Source organism: Paenibacillus sp. FSL K6-3182 (assembly GCF_037976325.1).
Classification (GTDB): domain Bacteria; phylum Bacillota; class Bacilli; order Paenibacillales; family Paenibacillaceae; genus Pristimantibacillus.
Genome location: NZ_CP150265.1, coordinates 5,021,343 through 5,048,140, shown reverse-complemented (window position 1 = coordinate 5,048,140; position 26,798 = coordinate 5,021,343). Strand labels below are relative to the sequence as shown.

The following is a 26,798-nucleotide window of genomic DNA, read 5'->3' as shown; positions in this document are numbered from 1 at the left end:
TTGAAAAGCTAGGTATCGATCTAAGGATGCGCTTAAATGAAAAATTATGCAGCAGGGAGATAAGAGAACTATGTATACCATAAACGCTGGAGCCTTAAAATTGCAGTTGAACGAAAAAGGTCAAATCACAGCTATGAACGATAGTAGGGATCACGCGTATGCATCAACTTCGCAAACTACTGTGCTTATACGCATTGTCATCGATGGTCGAATGGAAGTGCCTTCGCAGGCATCCTTGAATGCGGTACTGGGGCTAATAACATTTGAATTTGCAGATAGCGGTGCTGTGGTCGATGTATTAATAGTAGAAAAATCGCAGTATGCGACATTTGAGATTCAGCGTATTGAAGGCGCCGATGTGGATGGTGTCATATGGGGACCGTATATGACAACGGTTGCCGGTTCAATCGGTGAATCGGTTGGTGTCGTTCATAATGGACAATTCGCAATCGGCCTTCAGGCATTGAATATCAAGACTGTTGGGGGGTGGCCGATCGAGCTTGATCGATTGGAAAATGTGCAGCAAAGTTATTCGGACAACGGGAACGTAAAGCCGGATCCTGACAGTCAGCAAATATCCGATAGTAAATTCGAGTATGATGTTTGCGCAGCATGGCCGACAAGCGAAGGAAGCCTGCTGCAGGCATTTGCTAGAAATCGGTTGAAGAGCTTTCGTCGTCCGGCATGGAACTTACCGCTTGTTCAAGTAGCGCCCATAAGTGGGGACGACGCATCAATCGTTGGAACAAGTATTGCTTTGTTCGGTTGTGAGTTACAGCATGTGCTTGAGACGATTGAAGCGATTGAGATTGGAGAAGGGCTGCCTCATCCTATGATCGAAGGGGTCTGGGGTAAAATATCGCCTATGGCAAACCAATCCTACCTGATTACAGATTTCTCTGAATCTACAATGTCCGAAGCCATACGTTTTACGAAAATGGCTGGTCTCAAATACGTGTATCATCCCGATCCTTTCATCAATTGGGGACATTTCGCTCTGAAGCCAAAAAGCTTCCCGAATGGGGATGAGGGTTTAAAGTCTTCTGTGGCAATGGCAGAAGGTGAGGGTGTTCATGTCGGCGTGCATACACTATCCAACTTTACGACATTAAATGATTCCTATGTAACGCCAGTGCCGGATGAAAGGCTGCAAATGGCAGGTATGTCGCGATTAGTTGCAATGGTCGACTTAGAAGCAGATTGTATCGAGATTGATGATCCCGCGCCGTTTCAACTACATTTGTTCCGGCATACAGCACAAATCGGAAGTGAACAAATCGAATATGATGGAGTTACAGAAAGCGCGCCGTGGAAGATTACAGGCGTTAAGCGTGGAGCAAATGGAACAACCATCGCGACGCATGAAAGTGGTACGCTTATAGGTCGACTATGGGATCACCCTTACGATGTATTTTTCCCGAACATTGAGCTGCAGGACGAATATTGCGTTCGCATCAACGATCTATTTATGAAAACAGGCTTGAAGCAAATATCATTTGATGGTTTGGAAGGCTGCTATGCAACAGGTCATGACGGGTACGGAGTGAATCGTTTTGTGAAAATGTGTTATGACGGCTGGGGAGAAGAAGTTATTAACGATGCTAGCATTGTCGTTCCGAACTATTTGTGGCATGTATTCACAAGGTTCAATTGGGGCGAGCCTTGGGGTGCTGCAACACGTGAAGGGCAGCTTGAATGGCGGCTTACCAACCAGCGGTATTTTGCCCGTAACTTCATTCCGTCAATGCTTGGATGGTTTCTTGTTCGTTCTGCTTCCGATCAGTTCGAAGCGACGTCACCTGATGAAATAGAGTGGGTATTATCGAAAGCGGCAGGTTTCAACGCTGGTTTTGCTTTAGTTGCCGATATGCAGGTGCTTGGTCGTAACGGTAACATCGAGTCGGTATTTACATCCGTGCGCGAGTGGGAGACAGCAAGACAAGTCGGCGCCTTCACATCCGAACAACGGGAACGGTTGAAGGATCCGAAAAGCGACTGGCATTTGGAAGCCTCAAGTGAAGGGAAGTGGAATTTATACCCTGTCCATATCTCAAAACCGCTCGTATGCAACCCGGCGGAGCTGCAGCCAGGCCAGCCAGGGGGAGCAGATTGGACGTATTTCAACCGTTATGCGGATCAACCGCTAAAATTTACGCTGCGTGTCATTCCTTCATATGGTAACGATGATGCTTCGATTAAACGTCCAACTTTTTATACGAATGGTGTTTATATGACGTTTGATACAGAAGTTTTCGTGAACCAATATCTCGTTTGTGAAGGTGACAGAATCGGTAAAGTTTATGATCAGAACTGGAATCTGCTAAGAACCATTCATGCTTCCGCCGATGCGCCAATCGTAAGAACGGGTGGACAGCCGCTATCATTCAGTTGTAAATTCGAAGGCGATCCGAAGCCTCTAGTTAGCGTCAGAGTGACGACTTGGGGAGAACGGGAAGAAGTAGTAAAATAGTAAATTAAGCGGCGGCCGTTTTCCTATGCATAATAGGGGAACGGTCTTCTTTGGAGGAAGCAAGTTTGCAGGAAACCTACTCCCCATTATGTAATTTTTCCAGTTAAACCCAATTCCGATTTCTGGGATGGTCCTCCCTTTTGTTACCTCGACTTTCCAGCCCTTTGTAATGATCATAAGTCCATTACTACATACTTGTAGTAGCCAGCTTGTCACGCCGCTGATTTCGAGATGAGATATAATGGACAATCTGGTATGTCACTTCAGCGAAGAGAATTCCCCCAAATACATCAATGAGTGCATGCTGCTTGGTGAAGACAGTTGAAATGATAATAAGCCACAACAAAATGTACATAAAGACTCTAACAGACAGTTTGACAACTAATTCACGTTTCAAAGTTATGAATAGCAAATAACTCGTTAAGCAGTGGACACTTGGAAAACAGTTAAAGGGTGCGTCAGACTCGTAAATAAAATTAACAAGCCTGCTTGCCAAGTCAGCGCCATCAACATCGGGCCGAGGTACAAGGGTAGCAAAAAACCAGAAAACAACATTGCACGCCATGACGGAAATATTATAGATCAATAGAGTACGCCAATAAATACTGCGATGTTTAATAGCCAGATACAAAAAGCTAAGATATAAAACGGGCATCCAGCTTATATAAGGGAAGATAAACCATTTTACAAAAGGAATTAACGTATCTATCCAAAAATAATCCAAAATAATGTCTGGTCCAACATTGCTGGCAATCCCCATATAAATAAACCCCTGAAGAGGAATGGAAAGAATGCCTAAAAGGTGTTTCCATTTTTCAATCCACATTCTCATTTTAGTCCTCACTCGCTTCTCTTGAAGTTTTATTCATTCTAAACTTCATCTGATGCCAGAACAATACACAAATGTAATACATTATTTAATTCGTTTTTGGAAAAACATATTTTAACATATGTTATTCTGTATTCTGTAATGGAGTAATGTTGCTCCTGAAGGTGCGGAGGGATCATATATGACAATTTCTCAAAGTAAAAAAGAGTATTTGCGTCGCATTCATAAAGTGCAGGATTATATAGAAGCAAATGTATGTGATTCTCTTTCACTAGATGAGCTTGCTTCCATTGCCGGGTTTTCAAAGTATCACTTTCATAAAATTTTTAAAGGGATCGTGAATGAATCATTGCTGCAATACGTAAATCGAGTGAAGCTGGAGAAAGCATTAAATTTTCTCATTCATCGGCCAGATAGGACAGTTACGGCTATCGCTTATCAATTTGGTTTTACGGATACTGCGATTTTTTCACGGGCGTTTAAAAATTATTATGGTGTAAGCCCGAGCTATTATAGAAATCAACATCGCAAGAATTGCAAAGACTTGATAAAAATATCTCCTTATCATGAAAGTATGCTGAAAATGACAAAAAAGGATGATGAAAATAAGGTAAAAGGAAAGGTAACCATTGAGACGATTGGCGACATGAATGTTGCCTATGTGAGACATCTTGGCAGCTATGAACAATTAAAACTTGTTTTTCAATCACTCATGCGACAGCTGTTCGCTTATTTAAGCAAATGGAACCTCATCGATTCGAGCAGCATAAAAGTGTTGACGATCTATCATGATCATCCGGAAATTACAGAGGATCATCATAGAAGAACCAGCCTTTGTGTGACAATCCCAAGCAGTGCTGCGAAGGTCATCGAAAAAGGGGATAGTGATGTCGGAATCATGATTATACCTTCCGGCAAATACGCTGTAGGTCATTTTGAAATATACCAAAATGAGTATAGTGAGGCTTGGGACTATTTATGCGGCGAATGGCTGCCCCAAAGCGGTTATCTTCCTCGTGACACTTCAAGTTTTGAAGTATATGTCAGCGAACCAGACCCAAACCCACAAACAAAACATTTCGTAGATATTTATTTGCCAGTAGGACCTCTTGCATAGTCAAATCTAGAATAAGGGGCGATGAAATGGAGCAGAAAACCATAACGATAAAAGGGGCACGAATGCATAACCTCAAGAACATCGACATTTCAATTCCAAAAAACAAGCTGGTGGCAGCAACTGGCGTCAGCGGATCAGGCAAATCCAGCCTTGTGTTTGATATTATTTTTGAGGAAGGACGCAAGCAATACTTGCAATCCTTAGGTATTGTTGCTGGGCTTGATAATGAAGACAAATTCGACAGTATACAAGGCTTAAGCCCAGCCATAGCCGTGCAGCAAAATACGATCTGTCAAAGCAACACGCGCTCAACCGTAGGCTCAAAGACCAATATTATGAATAGGCTGGCACTGCTCTATGCTGGAGAAGGGTCAATCCTTTGCTCCAACTGCGGAACAGCTGTGAATGACAACCTATTCTGCTTAGAATGCGGAAATAGCGAGGAGCGATTGTCGCCAAGTTATTTTTCCAACCTTTCTCCAAATGGAATGTGTATCAAGTGCTCTGGGCGAGGATCGTATTTTGAAGTTGACATGGAAAAACTTGTTTCAGATAGCCGTATGACTTTGGAGCAGGCTCTTGATGGAGTCGGCTTAACTCCTGGTTATTTGCGATTATTTCAAAGGAAGTTCCATTCATATTTAGCTATTCCTTTCTTACAGCTGCCAGAAGAAGTAAGGGGAGAAATCATCTATGGGCATTATGCAAACGGCAATTCTGAAAAACGAAGCGCCTGTTTAACGAACATATTTCATACTCGCCTTCATAGAGGAGAACCGTTAAATGGTGTGTATGCTAATATTGTATGTTCCGAGTGCCATGGATTTAGAGTGGGTGAAGAAGCAAGAGCGGTGCTGTTAAATGGCAAGCATATCGGTCAACTTGGGCGGATGACAATCTCAGAAGTGAATGAATTACTTGAAGATTTGTCCCAGCAAAACACGTTCACGATGATGGGGAAAAACTTGCTGCAAGAAATATTGCTTAAAACGAATAATTTGATTAAAGCACGCCTCGGCCATCTGTCCCTTTACAGAGAAATGCCAACTTTGAGTGGTGGTGAAATACAGCGATTATTTCTGCATTCACATTTGGATGCAAAAATGGATTCAATGATCTATGTTCTCGACGAACCTACTGCAGGACTGCATGAGTCTGAAAAATTGGATGTTTTAAAATTTATACAAGAACTCAAAGACCTGGGCAACACGGTGATTGTTGTAGAGCACCATAGTAATGCAATCAAAATAGCTGAGCACATTATTGACATAGGACCCATGGCGGGTATTGAAGGTGGAAAGGTTATTTATGAGGGTGATTTAGAAGGATTGCTCGAGTGCAAGGAGTCTATCACTGGCCAATATCTTTCAGGCAAAATGCCCATGCCGTCCAGAACTAAACATCCGTGTATTGAAACAGTACCTAGTCTGACCATTCGACATGCCAAAACGAACAACCTCAAGAATGTGACAGCAGCTATTCCTTTAGGTGTAATGGTCGGGATTGCAGGTATGTCGGGAAGCGGTAAAAGCTCGCTGATTTCAAATACACTGCTTCCTCTCCTGAAAAACTATTTTCGTAATAAGCAGGATGGCAACGAAGAAACCGAAATGGGCAATGAGGTAGAAGCCATGATGACTCAAATGGTTGCGGATAGGCTGGAGGGCTTGGAGCATATTTGTGGCTATGCCGAAATATCACAGGCACCTATAGGCAGGAGCTCGAGCTCCAATCCTGCATCTTATATAGGCATTTGGGATAAAATTCGCAGCCTGTTTGCCAAACAGCCGGCAGCCGTGAAGCGGAAATTATTTTCAGGCCACTTCTCATTCAACTCGAAAGGGGCTTGTTCGGAATGCTACGGCAGTGGACATACGGCAATCTGGCTGGGCGGCAATTTGAAAATAGAAAAACCATGCACAGCATGCTATGGGAAAAGGTTTAACCATGACACGTTATCGGTCGAATACAAAGGTAAAAATATTTATGACATTCTTGAACTGAGCGTCTCGGAATCGGTTGTTTTCTTTGAAGACAACAAGGTGATTGTGACAGCTTTGAAAGTAATGGATCGAATGGGGCTCGGATACTTAAAACTGGGCCAGCCCACTCCCACTTTAAGTGGCGGTGAAGCGCAAAGAATTAAACTCGCTAAAGAGATTGGCCGAAGGCGGAAAGGGAATACCCTGTATATACTGGATGAGCCTACTACTGGTCTTAGTCTGTATGATACCGCAAAGCTCATCGAATTGTTAGACGAGCTTGTAGCAAATGGGAATTCTGTAATCGTTGTTGAGCATAACCCGGCTGTTCTCGCTTCCTGCGACTGGATGATAGAACTTGGACCAGGTGGCGGCCCAGAAGGAGGTTATATTATTGCAGAAGGTTCACCCGATGTGCTGAAAGGAAATCCAAAGTCCTTAACCGGGAGGTATCTATAATGCAAAGAGATTACTGGCCAACAACAGAGTGGCGGACGAGGGAGCCAGCAGCTCTCGGCTTGGACACAGAGAAGTTCTCCGAACTTAACCATTTAATTAAAACCCAATATAGCAATCTAAATGGTATTGTTGTTGTGCATAAGGGTTATATCGCCTTTGAAAAGTATGAAAACAGCTTTATCGCTAGTGATACCCATCATGTAGCTTCGGTAACGAAAAGCGTGACATCTGCCCTCATCGGCATAGCTATTGACAAAGGATTTATCAAAAGTGTAGACGAAAAGATACTGGATTTCTTTCCCGAATATGTTTCCGATGCTAGCGACATTCAGAAGCGGGCGGTAACGATCCGGCAGCTTCTCACGATGACGGCGCCATTTCCTTTTACATGGAAACCAGGAGGGGGAGTGAGGGAGCCGCTGGACAGACTGCGGAGGCAAAAGAATTGGACCCAATATACGCTTGACCTATTAGGACAAAAAGGGCGAATGGGCGAGTTTCAGTATTGTACTGCGGGTGCACATCTGCTGTCGGTTATATTGACACGCACGACAGGTAAAAGCGCTCGTGAGTTTGCAAATGAGCAGTTGTTTGGGCCAATTGGGATGAAAATCATTGCTGATCGCCAAATGAAATCATTTGGTCTCGAAGATGTATTTGGGAAAAACCTAAAAGGATGGATTCATGACCCTAACGGAAATTCGACAGGGGGTTGGGGGCTTTGTTTAACGCTCAGAGACATGGCGCGTTTTGGATTTCTATATTTAAATGACGGTATTTGGGAGGATAAACAGATCGTCTCCAAAACATGGCATGATGAGTCGATCGCAATGAATGCGAACAAATACGGTTATTTGTGGTGGCTGCAGGAAGAGGATGGGTATTTTGCATATATGGCAATGGGTGATGGAGGCAATGCTATTGTTTGCATTCCGGCCAAAGATTTGATAGTAACCATAGCTTCCAAAATCGTCAGCAAACCTCGTGATATATGGCCTCTGATTAAAAATTGCATCATTCCCTCTGTAATAATCCGTTGAATATCCTCTATTTGCTATCGTATAGTGTTTGCTAGTCTGATTGACACATGCCTATAATATTAGATGTAGCATTTGTGGTATTCCATAATCGTATTGAAGAAGAGTTACCCTACGAGATAGCTAAATATAGCCTGCTTTAAGAGATGATAGTAGGATAGGAGACAGGTGAGACGATGACAACGAATAATGAGACAACCAACGAGGAAGTAAATAATAAGGAAGCTGCGATGTCCGAGGAGAAATGGGCTGAGCTTATAAAGGCTGTTCACCATAATGGACTTGTAGCGTTAAAAATGCACTTTAACGAGGTTGAAGCACAGGTATCAAATTTCGTAGATTACGGCCCGGTTTTTGTATTTAACGTGAAGGATGAATCGGGCAGTGTGTATTCGTGCGGATTTTTTCTGCGCGAGTTAATCGCTAGATTCCAATCGGATAATGATCCAGCCGTATGGTTGGCTTCTTTTTTCGTCGATCTTATGGAGACAGAAGGTGGCAAGCCTCTTCCTAAACCGGCTACGAATGAAGATGAGGCTAAAGAGATCATAGACAAAGTACTCGTACCGCAATGTATAAAAGCTGTAACAGAAGAGTTTGCTCCGGAACAGGTACATGCGGGGCTGGCTTGGAAGGAAGACCACGGTCCGATTTTTGAAGTGGGTTTTCCAGAAATCATAGATGGAAATAACGTATGTGCTGTTTCTTTGCATCTATTGCTAACACATTTGCAGTTGAATCGGGATCCAGGGGAGCTGCTAATTCAAGGATTGTATGACATTCGGAATGAGCATGGCTTAGAATAAATAACGAGGATAGGATTTAACGCAGCCTGATTAGGCTGCGTTTTTTTTATATGATAAAATCGATCAAAGATCATAAAAAGTGTACAATTTAAGAGAATAAGAATAATAAATGGGTTGATGCTAATGATTCAAAAATCATAACAAATTGGAGAAGAAAACATGAATATAAATCTACATACTGAGCTTTGCCAACGGTTTAATATTCGTTATCCGCTTTTTTTAGCTGGAATGGCTGGCGGGCCATCAACTGCAAAGTTGGTAGCAGCAGTATCGAATGCAGGTGGTCTAGGAAAGCTTGGTGCTGCATATATGGAGCCGGCTGCCATTCGAGAAGCGATTAATGAAATCCGCAAGCTGACAGATAAGCCTTTTGCAGTTAATCTGTTTGCGACGCAAACTTCGGATCACAATACTCGAATTGGAGAAGTTCAGCGAGAGTTAAACCTTATGCGGAATGTGCTTGGAATTTCTCATGCGAGTGCGGAACATGTGACGACTCCCGATCGTTTTGACCAACAAATGGCTGTTTTGCTCGAAGAGAAGGTTCCTGTAATCAGCACAGCATTCGGTATTCTTCCGGAGCCTTTCTTGCGGCAAGCTAAAGAGGCTAATCTTCTTGTTGTAGCGATGGTAACTACGGTGAACGAAGCGCTTCTGGCGGAGCAAGCAGGCTGCGATGCGATAGTTGCCCAAGGCAGCGAAGCGGGCGGACATCGAGGAACGTTTGATATAACCGAACATCAGCTGGGTGCAAATATTGGAACATTTGCTTTGATACCGCAAATTGTAGATCGTGTGAGCATTCCAGTCATTGCTGCGGGTGGCATTATGGATGGACGAGGTTTAGTAGCGTCACTTATTTTAGGAGCACAGGGAGTCCAGATGGGGACGCGATTTCTTACAGCGATTGAATCTGGTGCGCATGAGGTTTATAAGCAGGCTCTGCTGAAAAGTACAGAGGAGAGCACGGTTATTACGAAAGCTTTCTCGGGTCGACCAGCTAGAGGCATACGTAATTCATTTGTTAAGCAATGGGAAGAGAACGGGATCGAGCCCCTTCCGTTTCCTACGCAAAACACCGTGACTCGTGATATAAGAAACGCTGCAAGCAGCCAAAACAATTCAGAATATATGTCCCTATGGGCTGGTCAAGGAACGAGGATGCTTACTTCTGGCCAAACTGCGGAGGATATTGTTGCGGAGACGATTCGGCAAGCACTTTCCATTTGTGAGACGGGCAAGTCCCAATAACATGAATTTCCGAAAAAAGGAGGGACAACAAAATGTTAACGGAAAAACAAGAAGAATCTCTAAGTAAGTTCATGAGTAAAATTTTAAGACATTCACCTGATGCTTTTGGCATTACTTTAGACCAAGAGGGATTTTGTAAACTGGATGATTTCGTTTCCTCCATTCGGAATGAAGCAAGATGGAGCAGCATTCAAAATAGTGATATTGAGCAGGTCGTTCGCCATTGTAAGAAGCAGCGATATGAAATTGTCGGTGCCTTTATTCGTGCAAACTATGGGCACAGCGTTGAAAGAATAACTTATAAAGAGGCGAAGCCCCCTGCCCTCTTGTTTCATGGTACGAACACTAAGGTTTCGAATATTATTTTAGCTGAAGGTTTAAAGCCAATGGGAAGACAATATGTTCATCTTTCGGAATCGCTTGATTTTGCAACACTTGCAGGAAAAAGGCGAGGAGAACTCGTCATTCTTCATGTTAACACCGAGCTTGCATTATCTCTTGGCGTCAGCTTTTATTTAGCTAATAATGGCGTTTGGCTTTCTGATTTTATACCGCCTTCCTGTATCTTTGTGAAGCTGTAAACAATGAATTCAAAGCAAAACTGAACCAACTTTCACCCAATTTACACACCATTTTTTTGGAAACGGCTCTTTTTTCCTCGTTCCTTTTATTAAATTCAATATCATCGCTTAGCATCATAGAAATGACGTTATTATGAGAGTAGCTCATGTTGGATTTTTCTGTAATTATGGTGGTGTGAAAACCTCCATTTTACACAAATCCGATCATGGGCTTTTTTGTGCATTCCTAGGTGTCGCACTTTATATTACAATCCATCTATAAATTTCTCTTCCTTATTTCGATTTTTTCGGAAGAAACATAATAAATTTATATCTTCATAAAAAAATGAAGCCCCAAATCATAAAAAAATTAACCTTTCTGTGGAATGAGATATTTTCAAAAAGGGGTTCCAAACCCTATGATCGCATTGTAAATATAAAACGCTTACAAACAAGCCGCAGGCAGAAGGGAGAAATCATTTGAGTCAGGTATCACTAATTACAAGTAAGGATTATCAGGTGCGCAAATCAAAAAGAGGTTTGTTTTATGAACTGTGGAAAAATGGCTGGTATTACATGATGGCGCTGCCGGGAATATTGTTTTTCTTAGTTTTCAGCTATATGCCGCTTCCGGGCTTAGTCATTGCCTTTAAAGATTACAATTTTCTTGAGGGTATGTTTGGGAGCAAGTGGGTAGGGCTCAATAACTTCAAGTTTTTCTTTCATGGAGAATACGCATGGAGAACCACATTTAACACGCTGTTTATTAATGCCAATTACATTGTTTTCGGTACGCTGTTCTCCGTAGCTTTTGCCTTATTGCTAAATGAATTAAGAAATGGTCTGCTCAAGAGGCTGTACCAAAGCCTTATGTTCTTGCCGTATTTCTTCTCCGCAATCGTTGTTGGGAACTTCGTTTATTTGGTCTTCAGTACCAAATACGGCATTGCGAATCAGCTGTTGGACACATGGCACCTTTCAACGATTGATTGGTATTCTAACGCGCAGTACTGGGTTTCTATTCTGGTCGGTGTATTTATTTGGAAAAATACGGGGTATGCGGTGGTTATGTATTTAGCTACGATCGTTGGGATCGACGATGAGCTTTATGAGGCTGCGGCTCTGGACGGCGCAGGAAGATGGCAAAAGGTCCGTTACATTACGCTGCCGTTATTAGTACCAACGATTATTATTCTTACGTTATTGTCGGTGGGTAAAATGTTTTACGGTGATTTTCAAACTATCTATTCCATCGTTGGTGATAACGGGCTGCTCTTCGCAACGACGGACGTTATCGATACTTATGTGTTCAGAGCAGTTAAATCGGTAGGCGACATCAGCATGCCGGCTGCTGTGGGACTCTATCAATCGGTATGCGGATTTATTACCGTTGTTGCATGCAACTGGGCAGTAAAAAAATATAACGATGACCATTCATTGTTTTAGATCGGGGTGGAGTAGTGAGCAACCATAATGGAAGAGCAGCGCAAATTCTATTCCATGTCATTTTCCTTGCATTTTGTCTGTTTACGACGATACCTTTTATACTCACCATTATCGTGTCGATCACGAATGAGAACTCGATTGTAAAAAATGGATATCGATTCATTCCTGACCGCTTCTCGCTGGATGCTTATAGACTGATTTTCTCAAGCAGTGAGATCTATAACGCCTATACGATCTCTATTGCCGTGACCGTCTTAGGAACCCTCCTAAGTCTGTTGATTACCTCTATGCTAGCCTATGCGATTGCGGTTCAGAAGGTAAAGTACAGAAATGCTATCGCGCTTCTCGTGTTTATTCCGATGATATTCAACGCGGGACTTGTTCCATGGTATATATTCATTACGAAGTATCTGCATCTAAAAGATTCTATTTTCGCGCTAATTTTACCGATGCTGGTGAGCCCGTTTAATGTTTTTCTCGTGCGAAATTACTTTAAGTCATTGCCGCCGGCGCTTATGGAATCAGCAGAAATAGAAGGAGCAAGCCCGCTTTATATTTTCAGAAAAATAATACTCCCTCTATCGGCGCCCATTATAGCGACTATCGCTCTTTTTTACGCTTTAGCTTACTGGAATGACTGGAATTTAGCCCTGTGGCTCATCGATAGCCGTGAATTATATCCACTTCAATTCATGTTGTTTAAAATTCAATCCATGATCAATTATATGAGCTCTGGCGGCAATTACGGAGTAGGCAACAGTACATTGCCTTCTGACTCTGCACAAATGGCTATGGTGCTCGTTACCATCGGGCCGATCGTCCTTGTGTATCCTTTTGTTCAAAAGTATTTCATTAAAGGGATCATGATCGGAGCGGTTAAAGGATAGGTTGCAGCCTAGCAATAGGTTCATTATAGAAGAGAAAATAGGGAGGTATTCAATTGAAAAAAGTACAGATTAGAGTATCGGGTTTCGTCATGGTTATCGTTTTATTGCTTAGCATGTTAGCTGCATGCTCGTCTAATGAAGGGGGCAACAAACAAACAAATGCCCCTGCAACAACGACGGGAAATAAGGAGGGTGCTGAGAAGCCCGATGTTACGGAAGAAACCTCCAAGCCTGTAGGAACGGTAAAAATTGTTCTGCCAGGCGATCAACCGAAGGATATGGCAGGCGTTCAAAAGGCGATGGAAGAGAAGCTGAAAGCAGATGGACTTAACATCAAATTGCAATTTACATATTTCCCATGGGATCAGTATTCAAACAAGCTTAATCTAATTGCCGCTTCAGGAGAGGATTATGATATGGCCTGGACGCATGTAAGCTGGCTGTCGCAAATTACGGCCAAAAATGTCATCATTCCTCTCAATGATCTACTCGATGAGCAAGGCATGCAGCTGAAAGAAAGCATACCGGCTGCTAATTTCTTGAGCGTATCTATTGATAATAAGATATACGGCATTCCTACTCTAGTTCCGACTGCTGAGAACAATAACTTTTTTGTCATCCGCGGCGATTTAAGAGAGAAATACAATCTGGCTCCAATTAAAACATTAGCAGATTTCGAAGCCTACTTAGATACGATTAAGAAAAATGAGCCTGACATGGTTCCAATTGCAAATGATAACAATCGCGCCTTATTGAGAGAATTTGGCGATGTCTATTTGCCTCTTGGCGATAACGGCGCAGGTCCAGCTTACATTGACCCGGCAGATCCGAATTTGGAAGTTAAAAGCTTTTTTGAATCTGATATTTTCAGAAAAATAGTAGAAACAAAAAGAAGATGGTATTTGAATGGCTGGATGCCGAAAGATGCACAGGAGATTAAAGATTCTGAAACCGCACTCAACAATGGCAAAATCGCAGCGACATGGTCAAATGTTCTTAAGACATCAGAGCGTATCGATGCCTTCAAACAAACGCTGCCAAACGGCAAGCTGGAGGATGTATTCTTAAATCCGGAAAAACCTAAATATGTTTTTGATGCAGCTGGAAATCTATTGTCTATTTTCTCGACCAGCAAGAACAGCGAAGGAGCTATGGCCTTTATTAACTGGTTCAGAAGCAATCAACAGAATTATGATCTGTTCTCTTATGGCGTTAAAGACGTGAATTATAAGCTTGACGGTGATGCGGTTTCGGTTGAAGGCATTGCTGAGAACTCCACCTACAATCAGGTTTACTGGGCATGGGATGATATCCGCATGAAGCATTTTAGTAAAAATGTTGATCCGAGCTACATTGAGAACTTGAAGGTATGGGATAATGGTTCCGTCGTTGCGCCTACACTTGGCTTCCGTTTCAACGCTGATCCGGTGAAATCCGAAATTGCTCAAATTGACGCGGTTGGGGCGGAGTATGTGGGTGCTGCGTATTCTGGCTTCATCGACTATGAAAAGTTTTATCCTGAATTTAAGAGCAAGCTGAAGTCAGCTGGAATCGATAAAATAATCGCTGAAGTACAGAAGCAATTCAATGATTTCAAAGCAAATCAAGCGTCAAAATGAGTAAAAGTAAGATGACTTGACCGATAAGTGGTAAAGGAGGCCCATTCGAAATGCGAAGAGGAAGGTTTCTGCTTCATTTCTTTCTAAGCTTAGTCATTCTATCTAGTAGTGTTGTGTCTTGGAATGCACAGCCCATTCAGGTTTCAGCAGCAGCGAATACAGGCAATTTGGCATTAGGCAAGGCAGTAACGGCAAGCAGCTCGCTTGCCCAGCATTCACCAAGCTATTTGGCAGACGGCTCGATGGACACGATGTGGTCAACGAGTGATACCGGATATGCTACGAGCCCAATTACGGATGAATGGGCAGTTGTGGATCTTGGAGAAACTTATGCGATTTCTCGTTGGGTCGTGAAGAGCGGTGGTGCTGATACTCTGGTGACAAGTGACTATCAGCTCGAATACAGTACAGATTCGGATAACGGGCCATGGCAAACGGCGGATACCGTGACCGCGAATACCACTCGTTTCACGGACCGCGTATTGGATCAAGCGGTTAGTGCAAGATTTGTGAGGCTTCACATTACGAAGAAAACGTCAGATGGAGCCGATTGGCCAGCCGTTAGAATTGGCGAATTAGAGCTGTATTCGTCTGCTACGGAGGTGCCGGAAATATCAGCTGATTTCCCATCGGGTCTTGTTGAGAGAGGAACCAAAGTGACGCTTACGAGCTCGATCGCAGCTGCAGCCATTTATTACACGACGGATGACAGTGATCCAACACTCTCTTCAAGCAAGCAGCTCTACAATGAGCCGCTTACGATCGATAGCGACATAACGATTAAAGCAGTTGCTATCGATGAGCTGGGAGGAAGCATAAGTGACATTTTGACATTAACATATCAAATACCGAAGGATAGGGTGAAAGGGAATGTAGCGCTTGGCAAGAGTGTAACGGCCAGCAGCTCGTTATCGCAGCATTCGCCTAGCTATATGACAGATGGATCTATGGATACCATGTGGTCAACAAGCGATACGGGTTGGAGATCAAGCCCATTATCCAACGAATGGGCGATGGTTGATTTGGGAGATACTTATGACATTTCTAGGTGGATCGTCAAGCATGCCGCTTCAGGTGATTTAACAACGCAGGACTTTCAACTGGAGTACAGTACAGGGAATCCGGACGGACCATGGCTGATAGCTGACACGGTCACAGACAATACGTCTATTATCACGGATCGGATACTCCTATCTTCCGTTCAAGCGAAGTATGTTCGGATTCGCGTTACGAAGAAGGCAAAGGAAGGATCTGATTGGCCGGCAGTGAGGATCGGCGAGCTCGAGCTTTATTCGGACCCAGCGATTGTTCCACTGCTCTCGGTTTCGCCAGATTCCGGTTCCGTTATTAAAGGCACTAAGGTTACGCTTAGAAGTACGCCGGCAACCGCCTCAATTTACTATACGATTGACGGAAGCGATCCATCGACATCTCAGAATAGAATACTCTATTCTGAACCGCTAACGATCAACAGTACTGTAAGCATAAAGGTAGTCGCAGTAGATGAGAAAGGCGGAGGGGTAAGTGAGATACAGACGCTCCATTACACGATTCCGACTGAAGACTTGTCAGCGTATCCCAACCTAGCAAGGGGATCCGATGCCTCGATGACGGTTGAAGCGGGTTGGGGCAACGTAGCAGGGCGAGCCATTGATGGTGACATGACAACCTACGCTCAACCAGAGCAAGCTGGCGTATGGGATTTGATTGTCGATCTCGGTAATCAACAGCCAGTCAATTATGCGGTCTTACGCAAAAATCCAAATCATCAAAACTATATTACTCAATTTACGATTGATGTTTCGAATAATGGAACCGATTGGAAGACGGTAGCTACGGAGAATAGCAATACAGACTTAGAGGATCTATGGTATAAATTTGAGGTGCAAAGTACTCGGTACGTTAGGTTGCATCAAGTAGCGAAAGTCGGCCTGGCTGCTGCGGTATGGGAATTTGAGCTGTATAACACATCCAAAGCATTTCCTGTTCAAGCAGATGTATCATCTAAAGTAGTTGCTGAGGGTACTCGGATCGGACTATCCACTTTAGAACCTAATGCCGCCATCTACTACACGACTGATGGGAGCGATCCCATAACATCTTTAAGCAAGCAGCTTTATTCGACCGGAGTTCCTCTCATCGCTTCTTCAATAGACTCGACGATAACGATTAAGGCGTATGCGAAAGCAGTAGGGAAGGAAGAAAGCGAAGTCCGCTCATTCTTGTATCAGGTTGTGGCGATATCAGCAAACCCAGAGCCGGGTATCGTAAATGAGAATACTGCTGTTGCATTATCTAGTTCAGTAGCGGGTGCATCCATCTATTACACAATCGATGGTTCGGATCCGATCGTTTCGGCAGCGAAGAAGCTCTATACACAGCCTATTGCGATTACGCAGGATTTGGCTATCAGAGCATATGCCAATGCAGACGGACATAAAAGCACGGCTATCAATTTTTCATACAGCATCAGCATAGAAGAAACGAATGCAGCGCTAGGTAAGGCGGCAACAGCCTCTTCTGAAGAAAGTGCAAGCTTGGCCGCTCAAGCCGTAGATGGAAATGTTGATACCGCATGGGTTGCCAGCAACTCAGGGAAAGGTCAATGGCTTCAGGTTGATCTAGGCGCGGATTATGAATTGACGGGTACGTCAGTGACTTGGAGGGACAGCAAAAATTACAAGTACAAAATCGAAGTGTCTTCGGATGCCATGAATTGGTACCCGGCTGTCGATCAAACGAGCGCTTCGGATAGAGAGCAAGTGAGTACGGATCGTTTTCTTGATGCAGCAAGGCGTTATGTTCGGATAACCATTACGGATTTCGAACTTGGAAGCAAAACGGGAATATCGGAGTTCAAAGTTCTCGGATATCCAAGTGAAGAGATGCCAGAAGTACCTGTAGGACCATCGACGAACGGCTGGGCGAGACCGATCATTGCGCCTTTTCCTGATTCTGTAAACGGCGTTCAGAATCCCGTAATCAATTTAAGCGGAACTTGGAAGTTTACACAAACGCCAGAACAAGGATTTTGGAAAAACAGTGTTGAACCTTCGACATGGTCTGATGCTAAGGTGCCGGCAAATTTAGAGGTGCTCGGGTTCGATATTCGCGGTAAACAGGGCGGTGACTGGTTCCCAGACCGAAATATCGAGAATGTGTATAAGAAATCCGTTTCAATTCCGCAGGACTTTCAAGGGCAACGGGTTATGCTGCGTTTCGAAGCGGCGTTTAATGTCGCTAGAATTTGGGTGAACGGAAAGCTCGTTCGTACGCATCGCGGCGGTTTTACAACGTTTGATTGTGATATTACAGATTATGTAACACCCGGCGAAAACGCATGGATAACCGTAGGCATTACGGCTGAGAAGGGCTTCGTCGAGTATCAGCATGTTCGAGGGTTGATTGGTGAAGTGAAGCTGTTTGCGCTGCCTCATAATTACTTGACCCGCTTGCATGCAGAAACGATCTTTGACGGAACTTATACCGATGCGATGTTAAACGTTTCTGTCGGAATGATTTATGGAAGTGAGTCTGATTCTCTTGTCGAGCTTACTTTAATTGATCCGGATGGACAAATCGTACCCATCGAGCCAGGGGTCATTGCATTGGATCCACAGCATCTTAATCGAACGGTAAGCATTCCAGTGAAAAATCCGCAGAAATGGGATGCAGAGCATCCAAACCTTTATAAGCTGGTTGCGAATATTAAGGAAGACGGTAAAATCGTGCAAACGATTACTCGCAAGATCGGCTTTCGAACGATTAAGGTTGTCGGGAATAAGATGCTGGTCAACGGAAAAGAAGTCAAGCTCCGTGGTGTCAATTGGCATCAATCCTCTCCCTCAGCAGGAGTTGCAGTTGATCCAGAGCATGACAAGGAATCCTTGTTAAAGCTCAAGGATGGCAATATCAATTATATTCGGGCTTCTCATTGGCCGCAATTCGAATACGTGCTGGATTATGCGGATGAAATCGGCTTGTATGTCGAGCAGGAAAATTCCGTCATGTTCGTCAATGGTCCTCGGTTGAATGATGCGAATTACCTAAGTTATTTCATGGGTCAATTCTCTGAAACGATTGAGAAGGATCGAAGCCACCCAAGCGTCGTAATCTGGTCACTCACGAACGAGAGCGGTTGGGGAAGCAATGTGGCAGCAACCCATGATTATGTGAAGGCCGTTGATCCGACGCGTGTGATTAAATCGAGTTTCGGTTACAACGCTCCGAGCCAATATAATGACCTATTCAGCGTTCATTATGTGGATAATAGCTTGAAATTTGGAGGACTTGATAAGCCGGAAATCGTGGATGAGTACGCACATCTGTATGTGTATTATGAAGACTGGTTTAATGATGATCCTGCCTTCGAAGATTTCTACGGTGAGTCCATCAAGCGCTCTTGGGACAATATAAATGGCTCAGATGGTGCTCTGGGAGGTGCAATCTGGCATTCTCGGGATTTAACGACCTATTGCGAGACAGCCGTTTGCGGTTTTAGAGTGGAATGGGGAATTATGGATTCATGGAATCGGGAGAAACCAGAGTACTGGAACGTGAAGAAGGCTTATTCGCCGATTCGAATTAATGCCAATTCCTTGCCGAATCCAGGTGCGAGAACCCCGCTAAGCCTTCCGATTGAGAACCGCTTTAACCATACGAATCTGAACGAAATCAAGGTCGAATGGACGGTCGGCAATCAATCAGGCACGTTAACGGGTCCTTCCATTGAACCGATGTCCAGCGGTCATTTGATTATACCGGCTAGAGCATGGAAGCTCGGTGATAACGTGAGCTTGAAGTTTTACCAAAGCGATCGGTACAAGGCTAATCGATTAGTGGATGAGTATAAACTAAGTATCGGCAACAAAATATTCCATTTCACAGGCGCGGAGGGTAGCGCCCCAGCCATTACGAAGGATGATACAGCAACCACTATTACGGGGCAAGACTTTAAACTGGTGTTCAATAATGCAACAGGTATGATTCAAGAAGGAACATATAAAGGAGAAACGATCATTACCGGGGGTCCTTATTTGAATATGGGCTTTACGTCCAACCTTGGCTCATGGACTTTCTCGAGCATGAACAGCATGACTGTTGGAAACGAGGCAATCGTGAACATTGCCGGCAGTTATGGTCAAACGGGAGTATTGTTTGTGTTATCCATTGACGGGAGCGGGTTGATTTCCACCACGTATACCGTTACAAACCTGCCTGCTGTCTATGACTCTATTGGCGTTGCCTTCGATATTGCAGCCAAAGCAGACCGCATAACATGGAATCGCAATGGTCTATGGTCGACCTATCCAGAGGATCAGGTTGGGAGAAACGAAGGAACGGCATTCCGGGTTAGAGGCGAAGGAAATGAACAGTACGGTGTGAAGCCGACTTGGGCATGGTCGCAGGATGAGAAAAATTTCAGCAAATATGGCAAAGATGATGCCGGGCAGCGCGGGACAGCTGACTTTGTTGCCTCGAAGAACAATTTTAACTATGCTTCCTTGATTTTGGGCGAGACGGGCAAACGTATTACAGCACAAGGAGATGGTTATGGCTCGGTCAAAAGCTCGGTCAATCCAGATGGAACCATTCGGTTTGAGATCAATTCGATCTGGTCGCATCCCGCTGCATTCCCGGGCTGGATAGAGGCGAATTCCATTAGCAAACCGATTACATTAGCTGCTGCGTATATGAACACAATCAATGTCAGACTAGACGATCATGATGATTACAGCGTTAGCTATGCCGATGTGCCAACCTATCTAAGCGATATGAACTGGACTTCGGCGACGACAGGCTGGGGGGAAGTCAAAAAAGATTCCAGCATTCAAGGTAATGTATTAACCTTATTTGACGGCATGGGAAGCAAGTCGTATGCAAAAGGCATTGGCACACATGCAAACTCGGAAATTGTATATGACATCGATGGATTGGGCTTTGAGAGCTTTGAAGCCTACGTAGGCGTCGATCAAGAAACTAACGTAGGTAAATTGGCCTTCCAAGTATGGGCAGATGGTCAGAAGCTCTTTGATAGTGATGTCATGGAAAGCCGTACAGCAGCGAAGAAGATTAATGTAAACATCACAGGTAAACGCGAGCTGAAGCTAATTGTAACTGATGGCGGCAATAGCGTTGTCAGCGATCATGGGAACTTTGCGGATGCGAAATTGCTGAAACAATCGAATGCGGTGCTTCCAAGTACCGATGCAGCACTCAGCGGGATAAGCATTAATAATGAAGCGATCATTTCTTTCGAGAAAAACAAGCTGACTTATGATGTGACACTGCCGGCTGGAATGCATTCGGTACCGAATGTTACAGTCAACACATCGGATAGCCAGGCGACTGTCAAGTTAAGTCCAGCCGCAGGTCTGCCGGGAACAACTTCAATAGAAGTGACAGCCGAGGATGGTATAACTAAGCTTATCTATGTCATCCATTTCACTGTTGTGCACGGCCCGACTGATCCTGAGACGGGAACGCCGACAGGGGAAGGTCAAGGATCCGTTAGTGTAAGTAAGGAGCAGCAGATCATATCTGAGCTCAAATCCGAAAACGGAAAGGCTATTATAGCCATTCAAAAAGGTGTTAAGGAGGTGCTGATTCCTGCAAATACTAAGGGGCTTCAGGATCTGAATAAACTCGTATTCCAAGCTGATGGTATATCACTGGAGTTAACGGGCAAAGTCATTGCTCAGCTGCTTGAGCTGGCGAAGGATCAGAAGCATGACTTTATCGCTTTCTTATTTACGAAGAAAGCGCAAGCGGACGTTGATCGTTTGCTGAAGGAGTCATCCAACAAGGCACATGCGGCTATTGCTGCATCAAGTCATATCTATGATTTGTCTCTGGCAGCAGCTAGTTTAAATCAGGTTGAGCGGAAGAAGCTGAACACCTTAGCTGAGCCTATTACGTTAAAGCTTACAGCATTTGAAGAAGACTTAAGCGATTTGGTTTCTATTTATTACATCAAGGAAGATGGGGAGCTTGAATTTTTACGGAGCAAACAAAACAATGGTTTGCTTGAAACGCAAATCAATCATTTAAGCCTTTATGGGGTGCTCTCTTTCGAGAAGTCATTCAGTGACGTTCCTCAAAGTCACTGGGCAGCTCAGGCGATTAGGAGGTTAGCAGCTAAAGGCATCGTGACTGGTGTGAATGCAACACAGTTTGCGCCGCAAGCTAAAATAACCCGTGCTCAGTTTATCACAATGTTGGTTCGTGCATTAGGATTGCAAACTGAAGGGACAACATCGTTTACGGATTTGGAGAAAGACGCATGGTACGAATCCGCGGTAGTAACGGCCTGCAATGCCGGAATTGCGACAGGTCGAAGCCTAACCCGATTTGCGCCTCATGAAACGATAACACGCGAAGAAATGGCGGTTATGATCGTTCGAGCATATGAGGTGAAAACGGGCAAGAAAGCCGAAGCAGCTAAGCAAAGCCAATTTGCGGATAGTGATCAGATTCATGAGTGGGCAAGAGACTCCGTAAATGCCGCTCTTGACCTAGGAATTCTTGAAGGCGTAGGACAAAATCAATTTCAGCCTCAAGGTCTAGCTACTCGTGCGGAAGGTGCTCAGGCAATTGTTAGACTAATGGATTAAAGCAGACTCAGAAGCAACAAATCGAAAGCGCTTGGCCTTCTTTTTACAAAGAGGTATCCAAGCGCTTTTGGATTTGAATTCGTTATTAAATAAGTAGAAAGTCAAAGTAGAACTTGACGTTATTTCAAGATAAAGAGTATATTCTTGTTGCGATGCGGCTCATTGTTAGAGGGTTTGAAAACGTTTACAAAAATAAAAGACAGGGATGGTTCGATGTTGAAGCCTTTAAAGACGCGCGGAAGTTTCTTAAGTCGAATAATCGTTGCGAATGTTGTTATTTTTGTAATAGCGATTATTACGATTTCCATTCTGAATTACGATAACAATACTAGAATTATTGATAAGCATACCTCTGTCATGTACAAGAGATTGCTCTCTCAAACCGACTATAACATTGAGGCATTATATGAGAGGGTATTTCAAATAGGTGAACAGCTTCTAAATGATAGCGAAGTAATAAAAGGTCTCTATTCGAATAAGCTAAGCCCATTGGACTCCCTCAAGGTTCAAAACAGAATTAACGATATCGTAATTACGAACAAATCTATCAATTCGATTTATCTTTATAATGGTGAGAAGGACCGGTTTATACATACGATTCGCAAGAATGTAACCATTCAAACGATAGATAAAAATGCGCCTTCTCTCATTGAGGTTCGGAAGCAAATGAAGAAAATGATATTTTTGCCTCATAAGCAGAGCTATATTTATGAATCCAAAGCCTATGACAACAACTTGCTTTCCTTGATTTTTACATATTCAGGGTCAAAAAACGGCTATGCGATTTTTATCAATTTGGAGCTGAACGCGATTTTGGAACTGTTTAATAAAATGGGCAACTCTGTGTACTCCAACTTCATTATCGTGGATAAAAACGGATTGAATATTATTAATGGCTCAAAGCCAGAGCTATTTCTTCACGATACCAGCGACCAAGCCTACATTAATAAGGTTATTCATGCAGATGCAAAATCCGCTAATTTTATAGGCAGTGTGGATGGCGTGAAATCGCTTGTCACCTACGTTTACAATGACAAATTGGAATGGTATCTCATTAATACGACCAGCTATGAATATTTGGCCAAGGACAATCTTGCTGTACTCAAAAATATTATTATGATTTCCATGATTATTCTGATTGTAAGTATTGCAGCCACGGTGCTGCTCCTTAATAAAATTTATACGCCCTTCGGCAAAATAGTTAAAATGATTAAATTCAATCATCCTTCTTATTCTGAAGAAGAGAGCTACGATGATGTTGAATATATGAGCGATGTATTCAAAGGGCTTATCCAAAAAGTAACGACGCTTGAAGATTCGGCTGTAAAGGATCGTAATCGATTAAAAGCTGCTTTTCTTAGAGATATGCTTAATCATGAGGGACGGATGGATGAGGGCGATATTGCACTGAACTTCAGCAAGCTTAACATTCAACTGAAACCAAACGATCTGCGTGTGCTCGTATTGGTTATTAAAGAGCAACAGGCAATCATCGCTTTGGAGCAGGAGCAATTGGAAAACAGAATGAGCTTTGTCGTCGATGCGATGTATGAGCTTGCTCTGCACGTGTTTGCGGATATTGCAGACTTGGAAAAAATCGTGACGGGAAGCCATACGTTAGTCTTCATCATAAATGATTACGAAGAAAATGGCATCGAGGCTAAAATGGGTGAATTTCTATATCAGGTCGAAAAATTAATGAGCTTTCAATTGAAAATCGGTGTCGGCGTTCGGGCAGGCACGATTCAAGGGTTGCCAAAATCGTATGAGTCAGCAAAAGAGGCTCTTCATTACCAGTTTGTAGCCAGCGGTGAAAGCGTCTATTACTATGACGAAATACAAACTAAATTAAGCAAGCAGGTTCAGTATCCCATTAAGCTAGAGCATGTACTAATGAATCATTTGAAGCTCAATGATAGCAGTGGCTCTCGTGAAACGATCGAAGCTATATTCAAAGAAATTAAGCTTTATTCCATTAAGGAGATGTATGCTATTTTAAAGCAGCTTGGTTCAAGCATCGACAACGAGTTTCGCAATATGGTGAACTTTGCTCCTCTTTGCACAAAGTATGAGAAGGAATCCTTGATTGGCGTTATCGAAGGTTTGAATTATATTGAAAAACTGCATCAATTTTGTTTGGAGCTGGTTGATTATATTATTCAAGATTTAAAGGGCAATCGATATAGGGACAGCAAGGAAGTGGTAAAAAATGCTTGTGATTATATTCAGCAGAACTATCGAAATGGGGATCTCTCAGCAGACGCTGTCGCCGCTACGCTCAATATCTCTGTTCCTTACTTTAGTAAATTGTTCAATGAGAACATGAGGATGACCTTTTCCAGCTATGTTACGAGCCTCCGGCTTAGTGAGGCTGAATCGCTGCTGCTTCATACTCCGCTTCGAATCAAGGAAATTAGCGAGCAAATTGGCTTTTTGAACAGTACGTACTTCATTACTGTGTTCAAGAAGAAGCATGGTGTGTCACCTAATCAGTACCGGCTAATGAAGAAGGCAAACTAAGGCTTATGTTAATTCTGTGAAAATGTTAATGCTAAAGTCCCAATAAACTGTGATATAATTTTGCCCAGAAGATGAACGTTGGATTTTACACCAACTTAATTAACTGGGAGGTACGCATGATCAGGGATGCCAAGCGGATTAGAGGTCTTATAATCACCATGATATTGGGTTTGTTTCTGCTTTGTATCGGACCTATGTCGAGTGTCCATGCAGGGAATGCAGCTGCTGCGGATGATTGGACGATTAAATTTAATGGGAAAATAGTGAAGATAACAGATCCGCTTTATATGTCAGAAGGAAGATTGTTTGTTCCGGTAGCCCGCATAGCTGATATGTTCGGTGCGAAGTCGAGCTGGGATAATGTAAACGAAGAAGTAACAATACATACAGAAATCAAAGATAAAGTTGTGCTGGGAAATGGAGTACCAGTCGTATATTTTAACGAAGCCCGTTATAAATTGGACGCGGTGCCATTTTTAAAGGACAATAGGCTGTATGCTCCTCTGCGCCAATTGTCAGAAATGCTGCATGCTAACGTGGTGTTGAATGCAGAGTCAAACGTTATTGAACTTATAAAAGTACAGCCTGCTGTAATTACAGAAGAGTACGGCTTGGATGAGATCAGCAAGGAGTTTGGCAGCACCAAATCAGAACTGCTCAAATGGAATGGACTCGATAGCAAGGCGAAGATCAAGCCGGGAACAAAGCTCAAGGTCATCATTCCTTCAAATGTTGATCAAATAGCAAAACCGTTCACTGATGCGGATTATATGCTGCTTGCTAAGATTACGATGGTTGAAGCAGGCAATGAATCCTATGAAGGACAGCTTGGATTAGCGAATGTCATATTAAACAGAGTGAAGGATGAGCGGTTTCCGGATACGATACGCGACGTCATTTATTCAGGCAAGCAGTTTCCTCCAGCGCATAATGGACTCTTAGATAAAAGTAAGCCAAACGCAAGCTCACTTCGTGCAGCGAAAGATGCGCTTAACGGTAAAAATAATGTGGAGAATGCCGTTTATTTCTTCAATCCCGATATTTCCAAAGGATCGTTTTGGTCCAGCTTAGATGTTATTGTGACAATCGACAATCATAGCTTTGCAAAATAGTTGTAAGATTGCCGCTGAACCATTGCAAGGTGCAGAAAACAAGGGGAACAAGTCCAATGGATTTGTTCCCCTTGTTGTTAAGAGGATGAAGACAGAGCTGCCGTATCGTTGTTGGATGACTGAAACCATTTGTGGTAATCTATAATAGATTTGCAGTAGAGTTGCCGTATGATATGATCGCAATGAAGCCTACTTTACAGGATGATAGTATGATAGGAGACAGGTGGAACTATGAACTTAAACAATGAGACAACTGACTTGGAAGTAAATAGCGAGGAAACAGAGATGTCCAAGGAAGAATGGGCGGAGCTTATAAAAGCTGTTTACGATAATGGCCTTGCAGCTTTAAGAATGCATTATAACGATGTTGAGGCACAGGTTTCGAATTTCCATGATTATGGCCCAGTTTTTATATTTCATGTGAAGGATGAGTCGGGTAGTAGATATTCCTGCGGTTTTTTTCTGCATGAGTTGCTTAACAGGTTCCAATCGGACAATGACCCTGCAGTATGGATGTCTTCCTTTTTCGTTGAACTTATGGAGACGAAGGGTGGCAAGCCCCTCCCAAAACCAGCAACGACTGAAGCTGAGGCTAAAGCGATAATTGACAACATACTCGTACCGGAATGTATAAAAGCAGTAACGGAAGAGTTTGCTGCGGAGCAGGTACATGCAGGTCTGGCTTGGAAGGAAGACCACGGTCCAGTCTTTGAAGCTGGATTTCCGGCGCTCACAGGCGGAAATAACGTATGTGCGATTTCTTTGCATTTCTTGTTGATTCATTTGCAGTTGAACCGGGATCCAGGAGATCTGTTGATTCAAGAAATGTACAACATCCGAAAAGAACATGGCATAGGCTAACATTTACGAATCAAAATGTATTTAGCGCAACCCGATAAGGGTTGCGTTTTTTTTATTCGTAAACAGCGAGCAACTTCAAATTTTAATAGTCGATATTTGCTTTTTTGCGCATGCTAAGTATATCCAACTGTTATGCATCCGACTTGTTTCAATACTGTAAACTTTTGTGGGCTTAGTTGTTTGTGAAAACGAGGCTGTGATACGATCAAGGGTGAATGGAGATGAACGA

Annotated in this window: 15 protein-coding genes; 14 read left to right on the top strand and 1 reads right to left on the bottom strand. The window is 43.3% G+C overall.

The window, feature by feature from the left end; all coding sequences use genetic code 11:
- The first annotated feature begins 70 nt into the window (after positions 1-70).
- Complete coding sequence (locus MHH56_RS22385; RefSeq protein ID WP_339203894.1) at positions 71-2,470, top strand: hypothetical protein; 2,400 nt, start codon at positions 71-73, stop codon at positions 2,468-2,470.
- Between the two features lie 187 nt (positions 2,471-2,657).
- On the opposite strand, the gene MHH56_RS22380 is transcribed toward MHH56_RS22385, so the two are convergent.
- A complete protein-coding gene (locus MHH56_RS22380; protein ID WP_339203893.1) occupies positions 2,658-3,302 on the bottom strand; it encodes a phosphatase PAP2 family protein in 645 nt (214 codons plus the stop codon).
- Between the two features lie 178 nt (positions 3,303-3,480).
- On the opposite strand from MHH56_RS22380, the gene MHH56_RS22375 reads away from it, so the two are divergent.
- From MHH56_RS22375 to MHH56_RS22315, 13 genes are all read left to right on the top strand, one after another.
- Positions 3,481-4,416: an AraC family transcriptional regulator gene (locus tag MHH56_RS22375; RefSeq protein WP_339203892.1), complete on the top strand. Its 936-nt coding sequence runs from the start codon at positions 3,481-3,483 to the stop codon at positions 4,414-4,416.
- A 152-nt stretch (positions 4,417-4,568) separates the two neighbouring features.
- Positions 4,569-6,857: an excinuclease ABC subunit UvrA gene (locus MHH56_RS22370; protein ID WP_339203891.1), complete on the top strand. Its 2,289-nt coding sequence runs from the start codon at positions 4,569-4,571 to the stop codon at positions 6,855-6,857.
- On the top strand, positions 6,857-7,897 hold the full coding sequence (locus MHH56_RS22365) for a serine hydrolase (protein ID WP_339203890.1): 1,041 nt from the start codon (positions 6,857-6,859) through the stop codon (positions 7,895-7,897). The genes MHH56_RS22370 and MHH56_RS22365 overlap by 1 nt, the downstream gene beginning before the upstream one ends.
- 173 nt (positions 7,898-8,070) lie before the next feature.
- The gene (locus MHH56_RS22360; protein ID WP_339203889.1) at positions 8,071-8,700 is read left to right on the top strand and encodes a hypothetical protein; all 630 of its coding nucleotides are present in this window, start codon (positions 8,071-8,073) and stop codon (positions 8,698-8,700) included.
- A gap of 159 nt (positions 8,701-8,859) precedes the next feature.
- Positions 8,860-9,951, top strand: coding sequence for a nitronate monooxygenase family protein (locus MHH56_RS22355; RefSeq protein ID WP_339203888.1), 1,092 nt, complete (start codon positions 8,860-8,862; stop codon positions 9,949-9,951).
- Between the two features lie 32 nt (positions 9,952-9,983).
- Entirely contained in the window at positions 9,984-10,532 is a 549-nt protein-coding gene (locus MHH56_RS22350) for an RNA 2'-phosphotransferase (RefSeq protein ID WP_339203887.1), read from the top strand.
- Between the two features lie 459 nt (positions 10,533-10,991).
- Positions 10,992-11,957 (top strand): ABC transporter permease subunit, encoded by a 966-nt coding sequence (locus MHH56_RS22345; RefSeq protein WP_339203886.1) that lies wholly within the window; start codon positions 10,992-10,994, stop codon positions 11,955-11,957.
- A 14-nt stretch (positions 11,958-11,971) separates the two neighbouring features.
- Positions 11,972-12,844 carry a carbohydrate ABC transporter permease gene (locus tag MHH56_RS22340; RefSeq protein ID WP_339203885.1) on the top strand — a complete coding sequence of 291 codons (873 nt, stop codon included), beginning with the start codon at positions 11,972-11,974 and terminating at the stop codon, positions 12,842-12,844.
- 53 nt (positions 12,845-12,897) lie between these two features.
- On the top strand, positions 12,898-14,463 hold the full coding sequence (locus tag MHH56_RS22335; RefSeq protein WP_339203884.1) for an ABC transporter substrate-binding protein: 1,566 nt from the start codon (positions 12,898-12,900) through the stop codon (positions 14,461-14,463).
- A 50-nt stretch (positions 14,464-14,513) separates the two neighbouring features.
- On the top strand, positions 14,514-22,076 hold the full coding sequence (locus MHH56_RS22330) for a discoidin domain-containing protein (protein WP_339203883.1): 7,563 nt from the start codon (positions 14,514-14,516) through the stop codon (positions 22,074-22,076).
- 213 nt (positions 22,077-22,289) lie between these two features.
- Positions 22,290-24,596, top strand: a complete 2,307-nt coding sequence (locus MHH56_RS22325; protein WP_339203882.1) for a helix-turn-helix domain-containing protein — start codon at positions 22,290-22,292, stop codon at positions 24,594-24,596.
- A 158-nt stretch (positions 24,597-24,754) separates the two neighbouring features.
- Complete coding sequence (locus MHH56_RS22320) at positions 24,755-25,708, top strand: cell wall hydrolase (protein ID WP_339203881.1); 954 nt, start codon at positions 24,755-24,757, stop codon at positions 25,706-25,708.
- 231 nt (positions 25,709-25,939) lie between these two features.
- Positions 25,940-26,569, top strand: a complete 630-nt coding sequence (locus MHH56_RS22315) for a hypothetical protein (RefSeq protein WP_339203880.1) — start codon at positions 25,940-25,942, stop codon at positions 26,567-26,569.
- Positions 26,570-26,798: the final 229 nt, after the last annotated feature.

Coding starts and splice junctions, on each gene's coding strand:
- MHH56_RS22385 (WP_339203894.1), top strand. CDS start 71: ATGTATACCATAAACGCTGGAGCCTTAAAATTGCAGTTGAACGAAAAA.
- MHH56_RS22380 (WP_339203893.1), bottom strand. CDS start 3,302: ATGAGAATGTGGATTGAAAAATGGAAACACCTTTTAGGCATTCTTTCC.
- MHH56_RS22375 (WP_339203892.1), top strand. CDS start 3,481: ATGACAATTTCTCAAAGTAAAAAAGAGTATTTGCGTCGCATTCATAAA.
- MHH56_RS22365 (WP_339203890.1), top strand. CDS start 6,857: ATGCAAAGAGATTACTGGCCAACAACAGAGTGGCGGACGAGGGAGCCA.
- MHH56_RS22360 (WP_339203889.1), top strand. CDS start 8,071: ATGACAACGAATAATGAGACAACCAACGAGGAAGTAAATAATAAGGAA.
- MHH56_RS22355 (WP_339203888.1), top strand. CDS start 8,860: ATGAATATAAATCTACATACTGAGCTTTGCCAACGGTTTAATATTCGT.
- MHH56_RS22350 (WP_339203887.1), top strand. CDS start 9,984: ATGTTAACGGAAAAACAAGAAGAATCTCTAAGTAAGTTCATGAGTAAA.
- MHH56_RS22330 (WP_339203883.1), top strand. CDS start 14,514: ATGCGAAGAGGAAGGTTTCTGCTTCATTTCTTTCTAAGCTTAGTCATT.
- MHH56_RS22325 (WP_339203882.1), top strand. CDS start 22,290: ATGTTGAAGCCTTTAAAGACGCGCGGAAGTTTCTTAAGTCGAATAATC.
- MHH56_RS22320 (WP_339203881.1), top strand. CDS start 24,755: ATGATATTGGGTTTGTTTCTGCTTTGTATCGGACCTATGTCGAGTGTC.
- MHH56_RS22315 (WP_339203880.1), top strand. CDS start 25,940: ATGAACTTAAACAATGAGACAACTGACTTGGAAGTAAATAGCGAGGAA.